General features: G+C 66.3%; 10 protein-coding genes and 2 pseudogenes. 4 read left to right on the plus strand and 8 right to left on the minus strand.

Annotation, left to right across the window (positions count from 1 at the left end; genetic code table 11):
- Positions 1–185 (minus strand): annotated as a pseudogene (locus LL06_RS28065) (2-hydroxychromene-2-carboxylate isomerase); the annotation flags it as partial.
- A gap of 176 nt (positions 186–361) precedes the next feature.
- On the opposite strand from LL06_RS28065, the gene LL06_RS14985 reads away from it, so the two are divergent.
- On the plus strand, positions 362–1171 hold the full coding sequence (locus tag LL06_RS14985; protein ID WP_035528477.1) for a class I SAM-dependent methyltransferase: 810 nt from the start codon (positions 362–364) through the stop codon (positions 1169–1171).
- Between the two features lie 67 nt (positions 1172–1238).
- Here LL06_RS14985 and LL06_RS14990 read toward each other — a convergent pair whose 3' ends face one another.
- The 6 genes from LL06_RS14990 to LL06_RS15015 form a co-directional block, all read right to left on the minus strand.
- Positions 1239–3452, minus strand: a complete 2214-nt coding sequence (locus tag LL06_RS14990; RefSeq protein WP_035528479.1) for a 3-hydroxyacyl-CoA dehydrogenase NAD-binding domain-containing protein — start codon at positions 3450–3452, stop codon at positions 1239–1241.
- A gap of 14 nt (positions 3453–3466) precedes the next feature.
- A complete protein-coding gene (locus LL06_RS14995; RefSeq protein WP_035528481.1) occupies positions 3467–4675 on the minus strand; it encodes an acetyl-CoA C-acetyltransferase in 1209 nt (402 codons plus the stop codon).
- 31 nt (positions 4676–4706) lie between these two features.
- Positions 4707–5360 (minus strand): glutathione S-transferase family protein, encoded by a 654-nt coding sequence (locus tag LL06_RS15000; protein ID WP_035528483.1) that lies wholly within the window; start codon positions 5358–5360, stop codon positions 4707–4709.
- Between the two features lie 4 nt (positions 5361–5364).
- Positions 5365–6537: an acyl-CoA dehydrogenase family protein gene (locus LL06_RS15005; protein ID WP_035528485.1), complete on the minus strand. Its 1173-nt coding sequence runs from the start codon at positions 6535–6537 to the stop codon at positions 5365–5367.
- 74 nt (positions 6538–6611) lie between these two features.
- Positions 6612–8408: an acyl-CoA dehydrogenase C-terminal domain-containing protein gene (locus LL06_RS15010; protein ID WP_035528487.1), complete on the minus strand. Its 1797-nt coding sequence runs from the start codon at positions 8406–8408 to the stop codon at positions 6612–6614.
- 305 nt (positions 8409–8713) lie between these two features.
- Positions 8714–9115, minus strand: coding sequence for a MerR family DNA-binding transcriptional regulator (locus tag LL06_RS15015; RefSeq protein ID WP_081963992.1), 402 nt, complete (start codon positions 9113–9115; stop codon positions 8714–8716).
- A gap of 346 nt (positions 9116–9461) precedes the next feature.
- Here LL06_RS15015 and LL06_RS15020 point away from each other — a divergent pair, with 346 nt between their 5' ends.
- The 3 genes from LL06_RS15020 to LL06_RS15030 all read left to right on the plus strand — a co-directional run bounded on the left by LL06_RS15020 (position 9462) and on the right by LL06_RS15030 (position 15465).
- Entirely contained in the window at positions 9462–13400 is a 3939-nt protein-coding gene (locus LL06_RS15020) for a peptidoglycan-binding protein (RefSeq protein WP_035528491.1), read from the plus strand.
- 332 nt (positions 13401–13732) lie between these two features.
- Positions 13733–14659 carry a sulfite exporter TauE/SafE family protein gene (locus tag LL06_RS15025; RefSeq protein ID WP_035528494.1) on the plus strand — a complete coding sequence of 309 codons (927 nt, stop codon included), beginning with the start codon at positions 13733–13735 and terminating at the stop codon, positions 14657–14659.
- A complete protein-coding gene (locus LL06_RS15030; protein ID WP_035528496.1) occupies positions 14659–15465 on the plus strand; it encodes a TIGR02186 family protein in 807 nt (268 codons plus the stop codon). The genes LL06_RS15025 and LL06_RS15030 overlap by 1 nt, the downstream gene beginning before the upstream one ends.
- Positions 15466–15522: 57 nt before the next feature.
- Here LL06_RS15030 and LL06_RS15035 read toward each other — a convergent pair.
- A pseudogene (locus LL06_RS15035) lies at positions 15523–15767 on the minus strand (metallophosphatase); the annotation flags it as partial.

Raw genomic sequence — 15767 nt, forward strand, 5'->3', positions numbered from 1 at the left:
GGGATCGGCAGCGCCGCCGGCCGCGGACCCGCCTGCGCCGCGCCCGGCGCGTCGCGGCCGTCGCCCGGGTTGACCGGCTTGTAGCGCAGCGTCGCCTTGTGGCGCTCGGCCAGGTCGCAGATTTTGGTGTGTCCCAGATAGGTCAACGGCGACGCACAGTGAAAGTAGTAGTCGATTTCAACCATCTGACGATTCTCCATCCGGCGACATTGACCAAGAGCATGCACTCCGGCAAGGCTTTTTGATGGGATAGCCCCGCCCGACCGGCCGGGCGGAGGGCGTTTCGGCGCCGTTGCAGGACCGGAACTGCCGGGTGCGGCCCTCAGGCGCCGGGCTTTCGCGCCGGCTCGGGGAGAGCGTAATGACGCGTGACGACGAGAGGGCGATCGAGGCCAACCGGCTCGCCTGGAACGCCTCGGCGCTCCGCCACCGCGAAAGCGACGCATGGCGCCGCCAGCTTTCGGGCTTCGCCGAGGCCTCGTTCTCGACCTTCGATCCGGTGATCACCCGGACGCTCCTGCAGAATGGCGTCGAAAAGGCCCGCGCCGTGCAGGTCGGCTGCAACAATGGCCGCGAGGTGCTGTCGATGCTGGCGCTGGGCGCCGCCCACGCCACCGGCATTGACCAGTCGGACGCCTTCATCGTCCAGGCGGAGGAGCTGCGCGCCGTCTCGCCGCACGGCGGGCAGGCGCGCTTCGTCCGCGCCAATGTCTATGACCTGCCCGGGGATCTGGCGGCCGGGTTCGACCTGGCGCTGGTCACCATCGGCGTGCTCAACTGGATGCCCGATCTTGCGCGCTTCCTGTCGATCGTCGCGTCGCTGCTGGCGCCCGGCGGGCGGCTGGTGATCTACGAGACCCACCCGGTGCTCGACATGTTCGAACCGCATTCGGACACGCCTTACCTGCCGCTCTTTTCCTACTTCCGCACCGAGCCCTTCGTCACCGAGGCGGAAATCCTCTATGACGGGGCGGCGCCCGCCAAGGCCCCGCCGTCCTACTGGCATTTCCACACCCTGGGCGAGATCGTCACCGGCTGCGTGCAGGCCGGGCTCGGGATCTCGGAGCTGGTGGAATATCCCCATTCCAACCGCGAGGCCGACTACGACATCTATGAGCACCAGTCCGCGCAACTGCCGATGTGCTACACGCTGGTGGCGGTGAAGGGCTGAAACGGAAAACGGGCCCGAAGGCCCGTTTGAAGGTTGGCGGTTGTGGAGCCGGTCAGGCGGCGGCCGCCTACGCGGCGGCCTTGTCCTGGCGGTAGGGGTCGAAGCGGCCGTAGAAGGTCTCGCCCTTCTCGGCCATCTCGATGAGCAGCTTGGGCGCGCGGAACTGGCGGCCGTATTTGCGCGCGAGCCCCTTGCACATGTCGACGAAGGCCTTGGCGCCCATGGTGTCGATGTAGCTCAGCGCGCCGCCGGTATAGGGGGCGAAGCCGAAACCGAGGATGGTGCCGAGATCGGCCTCGCGCGGATCGGTGACGATGCCTTCCTCGACCGTGCGGACGGCTTCGAGCGCAATCACCGCGAGGTAGCGGTTCTTGAGCTCCTGGACATCGACCTTGGCCGGATCCTGCTGCGGATAGAGCGTCTTCAGCTCCGGCCACAGGTGCTTCTTGGCGGGCTTGGCGGGATAGTCGTAGAAGCCCTTGCCGTTCTTGCGGCCAAGCCTGCCTTCCTTCTCGACCATGCGCTCGACCAGCGCCAGGTGGCGCGGATCGACCGCCTTTTCACCCAGATCCGCCACCGTGGCGCGCAGGATCTTGAGCGACAGGTCGATCGCCACCTCGTCGTTGAGCGCCAAGGGTCCGACCGGCATGCCGGCCATCTTCGCCGCATTCTCGATCATCGCCGGCGGCACGCCCTCGGCCAGCATGTTGTAGCTCTCGTTCATGTAGCGCAGCACGCAGCGGTTGACGAAGAAGCCGCGCGTGTCGTTGACGACGATCGGCGTCTTCTTGATCGCGGCGACATAGTCGAGCGCCACGGCCAGGGCCTTGTCCGAGGTCTTGCGGCCGAGGATGATCTCGACCAGCATCATCTTTTCCACCGGCGAGAAGAAGTGGATGCCGATGAAGTTCTTGGGCCGCTTCGAGTTCTTGGCGAGCCCGGTGATCGGCAGGGTCGAGGTGTTGGAGGCGAACACCGCGGTCGCCCGGATCTGCTCCTCGACGGATTCGGTCACCGCCTTCTTGACGTCGCGGTCCTCGAACACGGCCTCGATCACCAGGTCGGCGTCGGCGAGATCGGCGTAGTCGGCCGAGGTGGAGATCAGCGACAAGAGCTTCTCGCCCTCTTCCTTGGTGGTCTTGCCCTTCTGCACGCCCTTCTTGACCAGGTCCTCGGAGTGGGCCTTGCCCTTGGCGGCGGCTTCCAGGTCGCGGTCGATCAGCACCACCGGAATGCCGGCCTTGGCCGTCACATAGGCCACGCCCGCGCCCATGAAGCCGGCGCCGACGACGCCGATCTTGCGGAACTTGGTGGGCTTGATGCCTTCGGGCCGGCGCGCGCCCTTGTTGATCTCCTGCATCGAGACGAACAGCGAGCGGATCATCGACTGCGCTTCCGGCGTCTGCAGGATATGGCTGAAATAGCGCTGCTCGATCCGCAAGCCCGTGTCGAACGGCACCTGCAGGCCTTCGAACACGCTCTGCAGGATCGCCTTGGCGGCGGGGTAGTTGTCCTGCGTCTCGCGGCGCAGGATGGCGGAAGCCGCGGGCCAGAGCTGCGCGCCCTGGGCCGACCAGATCTGGCCGCCGGGCAGCTTGAAGCCCTTGACGTCCCAGGGAGCGACCGGCGACAGCCCGCCCTTGATCATCGCCTTGGCGGCGGAGATCAGCTTCTTGGGCTCGACGACTTCATGCACCAGGCCCATGGCCTTGGCGCGCGAGGGCGTCAGCGACTGGCCGGTGGTCATCATCTGCAGCGCGTCCTGCGCATTGGTCAGACGCGGTACCCGCTGGGTGCCGCCGGCGCCCGGGAAGATGCCGACCTTGACCTCGGGCAGCGCCATCTTGACGGCGGGCGAATCCGCCACCACGCGGCCGTGGCAGGCGAGCGACAGCTCGAACGCGCCGCCCATGCAGACGCCGTTGATCGCCGACACCCACGGCTTGCCGCAGGTCTCGATCTTGCGGAACAGCCAGCTCATCTTGCCGACCAGGTCGAACAGGAGCTTCTGGGCGTTGTCCGGGTTGTTGCGCTTTTCCTCGGCCATCGAGGAAAGCATGGTCTTCATCATGGTGAGGTCGGCGCCGCCCGAGAAGCTCGACTTGCCGGAGGTGAAGACCACGCCCTTGACCGCGTCGTCGGCGATGAAGCGGTCGACCAGCCCGTCGAGCTCCTCGAGAGCGGCTTGCGTGAAGACGTTCATCGACCGGCCGGCCATGTCCCAGGTGACAAGCGCGATGCCGTCAGTGTCGATATCGACGGTGTAGATTTCACTGCTCATGATCGTTCTCCAGTTCAGACGCGTTCGATGATCGTCGCGGTGCCCATGCCCGCGCCGATGCACAGCGTCACGAGGGCGGTGTTGAGGTTGCGGCGTTCAAGCTCGTCGAGCACGGTGCCGAGGATCATCGCGCCGGTGGCGCCGAGCGGATGGCCCATGGCGATGGCGCCGCCATTGACGTTGATCTTGTCGGACGGAATGTCGAAGGCTTGCTGGTAGCGCAGAACCACGGCGGCGAAGGCCTCGTTCAACTCGAACAGGTCGATGTCCGAGATCTTCATCTTGGCGCGCTTCAGGAGCTTCTCGGTGACGTCCACCGGGCCGGTCAGCATCAGCGCCGGGTCGGAGCCGATATTGGCGAAGGCGCGGATGCGCGCCCGCGGCTCGAGACCCATGGTCTTGCCGCCCTTCTTGGAGCCCAGCAGCACCAGGCCGGCGCCGTCGACGATGCCCGAGGAGTTGCCGGCGTGATGGACGTGGTTGATCGTCTCGATTTCGGGATGCGCCTGGATGGCGACGGCGGAAAAGCCGCCCATTTCGGCCATCATGCCGAAGGAGGCGTTGAGGCTGGCGAGCGCCTGCATGTCGGTGCCCGGCCGCATGTGCTCGTCGCGATCGAGGATGGTGAGCCCGTTGATGTCCTTGACCGGCACCACCGACTTGTCGAAATATCCGCTCTTCCAGGCATGCGCCGCGCGTTTCTGGCTTTCCACCGCATAGGCGTCGACATCGTCGCGCGAGAAGCCGTATTTGGTGGCGATCAGGTCGGCCGACACGCCCTGCGGCATGAAATAGGCCGGGATGTTGACCGACGGATCCATGAACCAGGCGCCGCCCTGGGCGCCGATGCCGATGCGCGACATCGATTCCACGCCGCCGGCGATGACGATCTCGTCGGCGCCCTGGGCGATCTTGCCCGAGGCGAGGTTGATCGCATCCAGCCCGGAGGCGCAGAAGCGGTTGATCTGGATGCCGGGTGCTTCGGTGGCGTAGCCGGCCTCGAAGGTCGCCGCGCGGGCGATGTCGCCGCCGGCCTCGCCGATGGCGTCGACGCAGCCCATGATGATGTCGTCGACCTTCTTCGTGTCGAGGCCGGTGCGGTCGCGCAGGGCGGTCAGCATGTGCGCGGCGAGCCGCACCGACGGCACCTCGTGCAGGCTGCCGTCCTTCTTGCCGCGTCCCCGCGGGGTGCGCACGTGATCATAGATAAATACATCAGCCATGAGGGTGATCTCCAGAGTTGTCGTGGTCGTGTCAGGCGGTCGCCGTGGCGGGATCCTTGCCGCTCGGCATCAGCTCTTCGGGGCGTTTGTAGCCGGGCAGGGCGGCGATGCGGTCCAGCCAGGCGGTGATGTTGGGATAGGCGTCGGGGTCCATGCCGATCTGATCGGGCCAGAACAGATAACCGCACAGCGACAGGTCGGCGATGGTCGGGTGTTGGGTGGCGACGAAGTCGCGGGTGGCGAGATGCGCCTCCAGCACCTTCCAGGCATTCACCGCCCGGGCGGCGAAGAACTTCGTGATCGGGTCCTCGGGCTTGTTCTGGAACAGGCTCATGAAACGGGCCGTGGCGGTGTAGCTCGTCAGCTTGTGGTTGTCCCACAGGATCCAGCGCAGGATTTCCCGGCGCTCGTCCTCGTTGGCGGGGCCGAAGCGGTCGAACTCCCGCGACAGATAGTCGAGAATGGCGCCCGACTGGCTCAGCACGATGTCGCCGTCGACCTTGTGATGGGTCAGCACCGGCGCCTCGCCCATCACGTTCATCGCCTTGAACTCGTCGGACCGGGTCTGCCCGGTGAAGAAGGCCACCCGCCGCGGCGCCCAGCCGGCGCCGCAGAGTTCCAGCATCAGCGCCGCCTTGTAGGCGTTGCCGCTTTCCAGAAAGCAATCCAGCGTAAAATCCGTCATCGTTTCACAAGCTCCTGGCAATCAACAGTTTCATGATCTCGTTGGTTCCGCCGTAAATCCGCTGCACCCGCGCATCGCGGAACATCCGCGCCACCGGATATTCGTTCATGTAGCCGTAGCCGCCATGCAACTGGACGCATTCATCGACGATCCTGCACTGCAGGTCGGTGGTCAGGTACTTGGCCATCGACGCCGTGGTCGAGGTTAGCTTGCCCTTGAGATGCTCGCCGATGCAGTGGTTGACGAACACCCGCGCCATCACCGCTTCCGACTTGAGCTCGGCCAGCTTGAACTGGGTGTTCTGGAACTCGATGATCGCCTTGCCGAAGGCGCGGCGTTCCTTGACGTAGTCGATGGTGATCGCCAGCGCCCGCTCGATCATCGAGATCGCCTGGTTGGCGATCAGCAGCCGCTCCTGCGGCAGCTCGGTCATCAACTGGGCGAAGCCCTGGCCTTCCTCGGTGCCGAGCATGTTGGCGGTGGGAATGCGGACATTGTCGAAGAACAGTTCCGAGGTGTCGTTGGACTTCAGCCCCACCTTGTCGAGGTTGCGGCCGCGGCGGAAGCCCTCGACCTCGTCGGTCTCGACCACCATCAGCGACACGCCCTTGGCGCCCTTGGAGGGATCGGTCTTGCAGGCGACGATGATCAGGTTGGCGTGCTGGCCGTTGGTGATGAATGTCTTCGAGCCGTTGATGACGTAGTGATTGCCGTCCTTCTTCGCGCTGGTCTTGATGCCCTGCAGGTCCGATCCGGCGCCGGGCTCGGTCATGGCGATGGCGCCGATCATTTCGCCCGTGGCCATCTTCGGCAGCCATTTCAATTTCTGCTCCTCGGAGCCGAAATGCAGGATGTAGGGGGCGACGATGGCGTTGTGCAGGGCGATGCCGAAGCCGTCGGTGCCGGTGCGGCCCAGGGCTTCGGTGATCACCGCCTCATGGGCGTAGGTGCCGCCCGACCCGCCGTACTCCTCCGGCATCGCGGCGCAGAGCAGGCCGGCGGCGCCCGCGGCCTCCCAGGCGCTGCGGTCGACCATCTCCTGCTTCTCGTAGCGGTCGTAATGCGGCGCGACTTCCGCATCGAGCCAGCGATAGGCCATGTCCTCGAGCATCGCCACATCGTCGTCCATCCAGTCCGGACGCGGCACGCCAAGCACTTCCGACGGTAAAGTCGCCATGAATTCCTCCCGAAAATCCTCTGGCGGGCGAAAATCCGCCCGCCGGTCAGTCTGCATCCGCCGATGGCGGACCGTCAGAATGCGTCTGCGGCCAGTTCCATCATGGTGTCGCTGCCGGTCTCGATCCGCGCCTTGCGCAGGTTCGTCTCGGGCATGATCCGCTCCATGTAGAATTTGCCGACCAGCAGCTTGGCGGCCAGGAAATCCTCTTTCCCGTTGGCGCCGGCGGCACGCTTCTCGACGGCGGTCTTGGCCATCAGCGCCCACATGTAGCCGAGCGCGACCAGCCCGAAAAGATGCATGTAGTCGGTCGAGGCAGCACCCGCATTGTCGGGCTTGGCCATCGCGTTCTGCATCAGCCACATGGTCGAGGCCTGCAGGTCGTTGAGCCCCTTCTTCAGGCCCTTGGTGTAGAGCGCCAGATCCTCGTTGCCGCGGTTCTCCTCGCAGAAATCGCCGACTTCCTTGAAGAAGGTCATCACCGCGCGGCCGCCGTTGAGGCCGAGCTTGCGGCCCACCAGGTCGAGCGCCTGGATGCCGTTGGCGCCTTCGTAGATCATGGCGATGCGGGCGTCGCGGACATACTGGCTCATGCCCCATTCCTCGATGTAGCCATGGCCGCCGAACATCTGCTGCGCCATCACCGCATGGTCGAAGCCCTTGTCGGTGAGCACGCCCTTGACCACCGGGGTGACGAGGCTGAGCAGGTCGTCCGCGTCCTGGACGTCCGCCGCGACCTCGGATTTGTGGGCGATGTCGGATTTGAGCGCCGTCCACAGCATGAAGGCGCGGCCGGCCTCGTTGAAGGCGCGGATGGTCATCAGCGTGCGGCGCACATCCGGATGGACGATGATCGGATCGGCCTTCTTCTCCGGCGCCTTGACGCCCGAGAGCGCGCGGCCCTGCAGCCGCTCGCGGGCATAGTGGACCGCGTTCTGGTAGGCGATCTCGCCCATGGACTGGCCCTGCAGCCCGACGCCGAGCCGCGCCTCGTTCATCATCACGAACATGGCCTTGAGCCCGGCATTCTCCGCGCCGATCAGGTAGCCGGTGGCCTCGTCATAATTCATCACGCAGGTGGCATTGCCGTGGATGCCCATCTTCTCTTCGAGCGAGCCGCAGCTCACCGTGTTGCGCTCGCCCAGCGAGCCGTCGTCGCCGACCATGTATTTGGGCACGATGAACAGCGAGATGCCCTTCACCCCTTCCGGCGCGCCCTCGATGCGGGCCAGCACCAGATGGATGATGTTGTCGGACATGTCGTGCTCGCCGGCGGAGATGAAGATCTTCTGGCCGGATATCCTGTAGCTGCCGTCGCCCTGCGGCACCGCCTTGGTGCGAAGCAGGCCGAGATCCGTGCCGCAATGCGGCTCGGTCAGGTTCATCGTGCCGGTCCAGGTGCCCTCGATCATTTTGGGAAGGTACATGGCCTTCTGCGCGTCGGTGCCGTGCTCGTTGATCGCGGCGACCGCGCCCTGGGTCAGGCCGGGATACATCATCAGCGCCATGTTGGCCGAGATCAGGTATTCGGATACCGCGGTGTGCAGCGTGTAGGGCAGACCCTGGCCGCCGAACTCGACCGGGGCGGCAAGGCCGAGCCATCCGCCCTCGCAATATTGCCTATAGGCCTCCCTGAAGCCTTTCGGCGTCGACACCGTGGCGTCGTCGTGGCGGACGCAGCCTTCCTGGTCGCCGACCTGGTTGAGCGGCAGCAGCACTTCCTCGGAAAGCCGGGCGCCCTCCCGCAGGATGGCCTCGACGATGTCGGGGCTCGCGTCGGCAAAGCCGGGCAGGTTCATGTAGCGCTCGTAGCCGAGCACGTCGTTGAGAATGAAAAGCGTGTCATCGACCGGCGCCTTGAAGACTGGCATGGATCCTCATCCCTCGTAGGTTCGTCGCATCAGGCACAATAACCCGGCGTTCCTCGCCAGCTTGCTTACTCAATTTTGACGTTCGCGTAAACGTAAAAAATTGGACCAAGCGTCGCGCGAGGCGGCCCGTAATGCCGAAAATGACCGATTTTCGATGTTTTTCAATGTGGGACCGCGAAAAAAATCGCAAAATCGTGAAGGACTGTTTCGCCGGCGGTCGAAATTTAACCTCCGCACGGAGCTCTGCCGACAGCAAAAACCCGCCTTTCGGCGGGCTGGCGATGGGATATCCGGGGAGCTAAGGCCTATTCGGATTCGCTGAGCATGTCGCGGACCACCGAGATGGTGCGTTCGAGCTCCTCGATGGCGGTGTTGATGCTGGCGCGCTGTTCCTCGAGCACCCGCATCTGTGCCTCGCCCTTGCTCAGCGCCACCTTGAGCTGGGCGATGTTCTTGCCGCGCGGATCGTAGAGGTCGATCATCCGCTTGACTTCGGTGAGCGAGAATCCGACGCGCTTGCCGAGCAGGATCAGCTTGAGTCGGGCCCTGTCGCGCTTGGTGAACAGCCGCGTCACCCCGACCCGCGTCGGCTTGAGCAGGCCCTTGTCCTCATAGAACCTGAGGGTGCGCAGCGTGACGCCGAATTCCTCCGCCAGATCGCCGATTTTGTAGACCGCTTCGTCGTGGCCCTCGGTGGTGTCGGTCATGTCATTCATCGTTCGTCTGAGCCGTCCCCGGAGCCGTGATGGTGCTGGTTTGCCCTCACAAGAGCCTAGCGGTGTGACATTAAACCTTCCGAAAGGTCAAGTCGCCGCAAAATACCGACATTGCGGAGAAGAAAAGTAACCTTGGTTAACGGGTTGTTTACCACGTTTCGCGGAATGTGCGGATCAAGAGCAGTAAGCCCGGTTTCCTCGTATCTTGTAATTTCCGGTTTGAAGTCTGGCTCTCCGAGGCGGGAATTATCCACCGCGCTTCGAAGAGGGTCGCGGACTGGCTGCGGATGGGGGTGGAGCTCCAGGCTCCGGACAACAACGCGAAGCGGAAATGACAATGAACGGATCGCGATCTTATTCTCACCGGCCTGGTGCGGGCGAATCCTCCCTGGATGCGCTCAACCGCACGATCGAGGGCCTGGAAGCGCGAATTGAAGACATTCTCGGCCGGAGCGGCACGGCCGCTGCAGGCCGGCATGCGCCGCCGCAGGCTCCGTCCACGGGCGCCGGCGGCGATCTTCTGGATGGCATCCGCGCGCGCCAGAGAGCGCTCGACGGCGCGCGGCGCCAGCCCGACCCCGCCCCGAGAGGCGGCAAGGACGCCCATCCCGATCATCCGTCGCTGCAGACCATCGCGGCCCGGATCGGCGCACCGCAGGCCGCCGCGCCGCGGGCCGCCGCCGCGGAGCCCCAGGCCTCCCGTCAGCAGCCGCCGCTCGGCGATGTGAGCCAGGTCCTGATCCGGGAAATGGCGGCGCTGCGCCGCGAGATGAGTGAATTGCGCGCCGAGGCGCGCGAGCAGGCGCTGCCGCAGGATCTGCGCCGCGACTTGGCCGGCATCTCCGCCTCGATCGAGGCGCTGGGCTCGCACGACGGCGGCGCCGATTCGCTGCGGCTGGAACTCGATTCGATGCGGTCGATGGTCGACCGGCTGGCGCGCGAGGACAGCGTCCGGGCGCTCGAGAACCGCTGGCAGTCGGTGGAGGAGCAGGTCTCCTCCCTGGACATGGCGGGCCTGCGCGACGAACTCGTCAACCTGGCCTACCGCGTCGACGACATCCGCGAAGTCCTGGCGACCATGCCCGCAAACGGCCAGGCCCAGGCGATCGAAGCCAAGATCACCGACCTCTCCCGGTCGATCGAGGCGATGACCCGGCAGCCGGCGTCCGCCGCCGCCGACCTTCCGCACCAGTTCGATATGCTGGGCGAGCGCCTCGATGAAATCACCCGCGCCATCGCCGCGATTCCCGCTCCCGCCGCGGCGCCGGTCGACCCCGCGCCGTTCGAGCGGCTGGAGGCCCGTCTGGCCTCGGTCGCCCAGAAGATCGACGACCTTGAGCCCGCCTCGGCGCAGTTCGACATCGGCGGCCGCATCGAGCATCTGGCCCAGCGCGTTGCGCAACTGGCCGACGAGGAGGCCATCGCCCGTCTCGACGCCCGGATCGAACGCCTGCAGGACCTGATCGAGGACGGCGCCCGCGGCGACCGCATGCCGGAGCTCACCGATTATCTCAGCGACATTTCCGGCAAGATCGAGGCCATGGACGCCCGCGGCATCGACCAGTCGCTGCTCGCCCGGCTGGACCAGTTGGCAGACCAGATCGACAGTCTCTCGGTTCCCGCCCATGAGCCCGCCCGCATGCCCGAAGCCGTCATTGGCCGGCTCGAGGCCCTGATCGGCCGCGCCGAAGCCACGGCCTCGCGCGCCATCGACCCGCTGCCGGGCCTGGAAACGCTGGACGCCAAGCTCGCCGACATCGCCGCCAAGCTGCAGCAGGCCGAACTCACCGCCGCGGGCATCGCCATGCAGCCGATGAGCGGGCTCGAGGCTGTCGAGGCGCAGCTCGCCGACATCTCCGCCCGGCTCGATCGCCCGGTGGCTGGCCCGTCTTCCATGATGATGCCCGGCATCGAGGGGCTGGAGGCCCGGCTCGCCGACATCGCCAACCGGCTGGATATGTCGAGCCAGGTCCAGGCCGGCCCCAGCGACGAGGCGCTGCGCGGCCTCGAGGACCAGATCGCCAATCTGTCGCGGCTGGTGAGTTCAGCGCCCCAGGGCGCCAGCTACGAGGCCCTCGACGAACGCTTCGCCTCCATCGAGGAGCATCTTGCGACCAGCGACGAATTCGTCGTGGAAGCCGCGCGCCAGGCTGCCGAGGCCGCCTTGAGCGCCTATTCCGGGCAGATGGGCGGTGCGCCGTCGCCGCAGTCGATCGCCAATATCGAGATCATCACCGCGCTGGCCGACGATCTCAAGGCGCTCGAGAGCCTCTCGCGCAAGACCGATGACCGCACCATGCGCGCCTTCGAGGCCGTGCAGGACACGCTGCTCAAGATCGCCGATCGCCTGGAGCGCCTCGACATGACCCCGTCGTCGCTGCATCAGGCCGGGCTGAACGACATGCGCGACGCCGTCGCCGATGCGCGCAGCGCCATCGAGACCGCGATGCCGCCCGCCTCGACCGCCGCCCTTGATGACGCGATGCGGCCGGACGCGGAACAGTTCGGGACCCGCAACCGCAGCGGCAAGCAGGGACAACCGGCGCGCACGCCGTCGGAAGCCGCCGCCCTTGCCGCGGCCTTCGCCTCGAGCCGGGAAGCCGGCGCGGAGGCCGACGAGGTTGCGGCCGGCGACAGATCGTTCTTCTCGGGACTCGCCGCCCGCATCCTGCCCGGCAAGGACGCCGCCAGGTCTCCGGCCGAACCCCAGTTCACCGAGGACGATTCGCCGCCGCTTGACGCCGCCATGGAGATGGATCCGGAAACCGCCAACATGCCGCTTGAGCCCGGCTCCGGCGCGCCCGACATCAACCGCATCCTGCAGAAGGTGCGCGAGGCCCAGGCCGCCGAACGCCAGCGGGGCGGCAAGCCGGCCGAGGACGGATCGGAAAAGGCCGAGTTCCTGGCCTCCGCGCGGCGCGCCGCGATGGCGGCCGCGGCCGAGGTGGAAACGATCGGCAAGAGCCGCAAGAGCGGCGGCGGACTGCTCGAGGTGCTCAAGTCGCGCAGGCGCCCGATCCTGATGGCCGCCGGCGCGGTGCTGCTGGCGATCATGTCGTTCCCGCTTGTGACCGGCCTGCTGTCGGGCGGCGGCGAGGAAACCGTCGCGGTCGAACCGGCGATCGTCGAGCCCGCTCCGCTGCTGGAGCAATCCGCCCCCGCGGACGCCACGGCCCTGACCGGCATCGAGGAGCAGCAAACCGCAGCCGAACCGCGCTTGCCGGAGGTCCGGGTGGTCGAGCCCGGCGCCGACGCGCCGGTGGACGCGCCCGTGACGGAAGCGCAGACGACGGACGATGCGACCGGCGAAGCGCCTGCCGCGCTGACCGCGACCGCCCCGGCCCCGTCGCCGGAGGAAACCGCGGCGATTTCGCCCACGCAGGACCCGGCTCCGGCTGCCGACACCGCGCTGGCTGGCGAACTCGATGCGCTCCCCGAGGGCGCCGCGTCCGCCGCGCTCAAGGCTGCCGCCGCGGCCGGCAATCCGCTGGCCTTCTACGAGATCGGCGCCCGCTACACCGACGGCCGCGGCGTGCCGGTCGACCTCAAGGCCGCGGCCGCCTGGTATCAGCGCGCAGCCGACCTCGGGCATGCGCCCTCGCAATACCGGATCGCCAACTTTTACGAGAAGGGCAGCGGCGTCGACCGTGACCTGGACGCCGCCAAGAAATGGTACCAGATGGCGGCCGAACAGGGCAATGCCAGCGCCATGCACAATCTCGCCGTCCTCTATGCCACGGCAGGGCCGGCGCCGGACTTCGACAACGCGGCCGAGTGGTTCGGCCGCGCGGCTGAAGTCGGGGTTCGCGACAGCCAGGTCAACCTCGCCATTCTCTATGCCCGCGGCGACGGCGTGCCCCGCGATCTCGAACAATCCTACAAATGGTTCGCCATCGCCGCCAATGACGGCGACAAGGATGCGGCGGTCAAGCGCGACGAGGTTTTCAACGCGCTGAGACCCGAGCAGGTGGAAGCGGCCCGCGCCGCGGTGGCCAACTGGACCGCGCAACCGATCAATCCGGAAGCTAACGCGGTGGAAGTGCCCGCATCCTGGGGCGGCGACACCAACGAGACCGCCTCCGTGGACATGAAGAAGGCGATCCGCAACATCCAGGCCATCCTCAACAACAACGGCTTCGACGCGGGCCCCGCGGACGGCGTCATGGGCGCCAAGACCACCGCCGCGATCAAGGCCTTCCAGGAGTCGATCGGCATGGAAGCCACCGGCGCGGTCGACGACAAGCTGGTCAAGGAACTGCTCGAGCGCAACGGCTAGGCCGCGACCGGTCGAGGGCCTTCGAAGACCGTCGAACGGCGGGCGCAAGGGGCGGCCTTCAGGGTCGCCCGGGCGCGCCGCTGCCGTCAGGCGCAGCCGACCAACTGGCTCCATCGGCGCCGCGCAACTGGCCAACCGCAAATTTGCCGGAATCGGCGATTTGAGCCCCGATTTGCCCCGAAAAACGCCAAAATCTTGCTTGCGCGAAAGACTTCTCTTTTCAATGCGATACCATTCGATTTGACTTGAGCGTTCGAAACGCGCAATACGGTTTTGTCGGGCAAGGCCCGGCTTAACCCTTTTTCCCAGCCGTTGACGCCCGGGGGCGCAAGGTGACCATTTACCTGCCGATCGCCGAACTGTCGGTCAATATCTTCGTCATCCTGGGGATGGGCGCGGCGGTGGGGTTCTTGTCCGGCATGTTCGGCGTCGGCGGCGGATTCCTGATCACGCCGCTCCTGATCTTCTACAACATTCCCCCGGCCGTGGCCGTCGCCACCGGCGCCAACCAGGTCGTCGCCTCCTCGGTGTCCGGCGCGCTCGCCCATTTCCGCCGCGGCACGCTCGACATCAAGCTCGGGGTGGTGCTGCTGGTGGGCGGCCTGGCCGGCGCCACCATCGGCATCCAGATCTTCACAATGCTGCGCCGGCTGGGACAGCTCGACCTGATCATCTCGCTGCTCTATGTCGTCTTCCTGGGTTCGGTCGGCGGCCTGATGCTGTGGGAAAGCGTCAATTCGCTGCGCCGCGCGGCCAAGAACCAGCCGGTGTCGCTGCGCAAGCCGGGACAGCACAACTGGGTGCACCGGCTGCCGTTCAAGATGCGGTTCAAGCGCTCCAAGCTTTATCTCAGCGTCATCCCGGTGATCCTGCTCGGCTTTTCCATCGGCATCCTGACTTCGGTGATGGGCGTCGGCGGCGGCTTCATCATGGTCCCGGCCATGATCTATCTCCTGCGCATCCCGACCAATGTCGTCATCGGCACCTCGCTGTTCCAGATCATCTTCGTCACCGCCTTCACCACCATCGTCCAGGCGGCGACCAACTTCACCGTCGACATCGTGCTGGCCTGGCTGCTGATGATCGCCGGCGTCATCGGCGCCCAGTACGGCGTGCGCGTCGGCCAGAAAATGCGCGGCGAGCAGTTGCGCGCGGGCCTGGCGCTGCTGGTCCTGGCCGTGGCGATCCGGCTTGCCTTCGGCCTGGTGCTGCCGCCCGACGAGGTCTATTCCGTGGTCAGCGGGAGCTTCGGGTTCTGATGCGTGCGGCGGTCCCCTTCATAGCGGCTTTCCTCTTGTCGGGCCTGCCTGCGGCCGCCCAGTTGTTCGACCCGACGGTGACGATCAACGACAAGTTCTCCGAGCGCATCGACATCGGCATCTCCACCAACGAGATCGCCATCTCCTCGGATTTTTCCGGCGCCGACATCACCGTGTTCGGCGCCATCGACGGCGCCGACGAACTGCTGCTGGCGACCTTCGCCTATGACATCGTGGTGTCGCTGGAAGGGCCGCGCATCTCCACCACCGTGCGCCGCAAGGAGCGCGTGGCGGGGATCTGGATCAACCGGCACTCGATCCGTTTCGAGCCCATTCCGGCATCCTATTCGATGTCCTCCACGCGGCCGCTCGAGGGCATCGCGCCCATGATGGAACTGGCCTCCCGCGACATCGGCATCAACAATATCCGCCTGGTCCCCACCGGCGGCATCGGCGACGGCTCGCGGGTGGCCGAATTCCGCGAGGCGCTGCGGCGCATCAAGCAGACCGGCGGGCTGTATCAGCGCGATCCGACCGGCGTGAGGTTCATTTCCAAGGCCCTGTTCCGCGCCTCCGTGCGGCTCCCGGCCAATATCCCGGTCGGCCTGCACGAGGTCCGCGCCGTCCTGTACAAGAATGGCGAGTTCGTGATGGAAAAGGTGATCCCGCTCAGGGTGGTCAAGACCGGCCTCGAGCAGCTCATCTTCAATTACGCCCATAGCTACGGCCTGGCCTATGGCGTCTTCGCGGTGTTTCTCGCGGCCGTGACGGGATGGCTGTCGAGCCTGATCTTCCGCAAGGACTGAGGCGGCGCCTGCCCGGGAAAGGGCAAGGGCGGCGCAGGCATCGAGACACCGAAAGCTTCAGCCGTTCATGCGATGGAACGCGACGGAATAGATCCGCTCGCGGCCGATGAGATGCGCGACGAGCCGGCTGCGGTCGAACAGGCCGCGCATCGCCGGATGGCGCAGTTCGAGCGCGCCGGTGGTCGAGCCGAAGGCCGGCATCAGCAGCCGTCTGCCGTCGCTGGCGAAACAGGGCCTGCGCACGCCCTTGCCGCGCCGCACCACGCGGGCGGCCGGATGCAGATGGCCGGCGATCTCGCCGT

This window comes from Hoeflea sp. BAL378 (genome assembly GCF_000759435.1).
Taxonomy (GTDB): domain Bacteria; phylum Pseudomonadota; class Alphaproteobacteria; order Rhizobiales; family Rhizobiaceae; genus Hoeflea.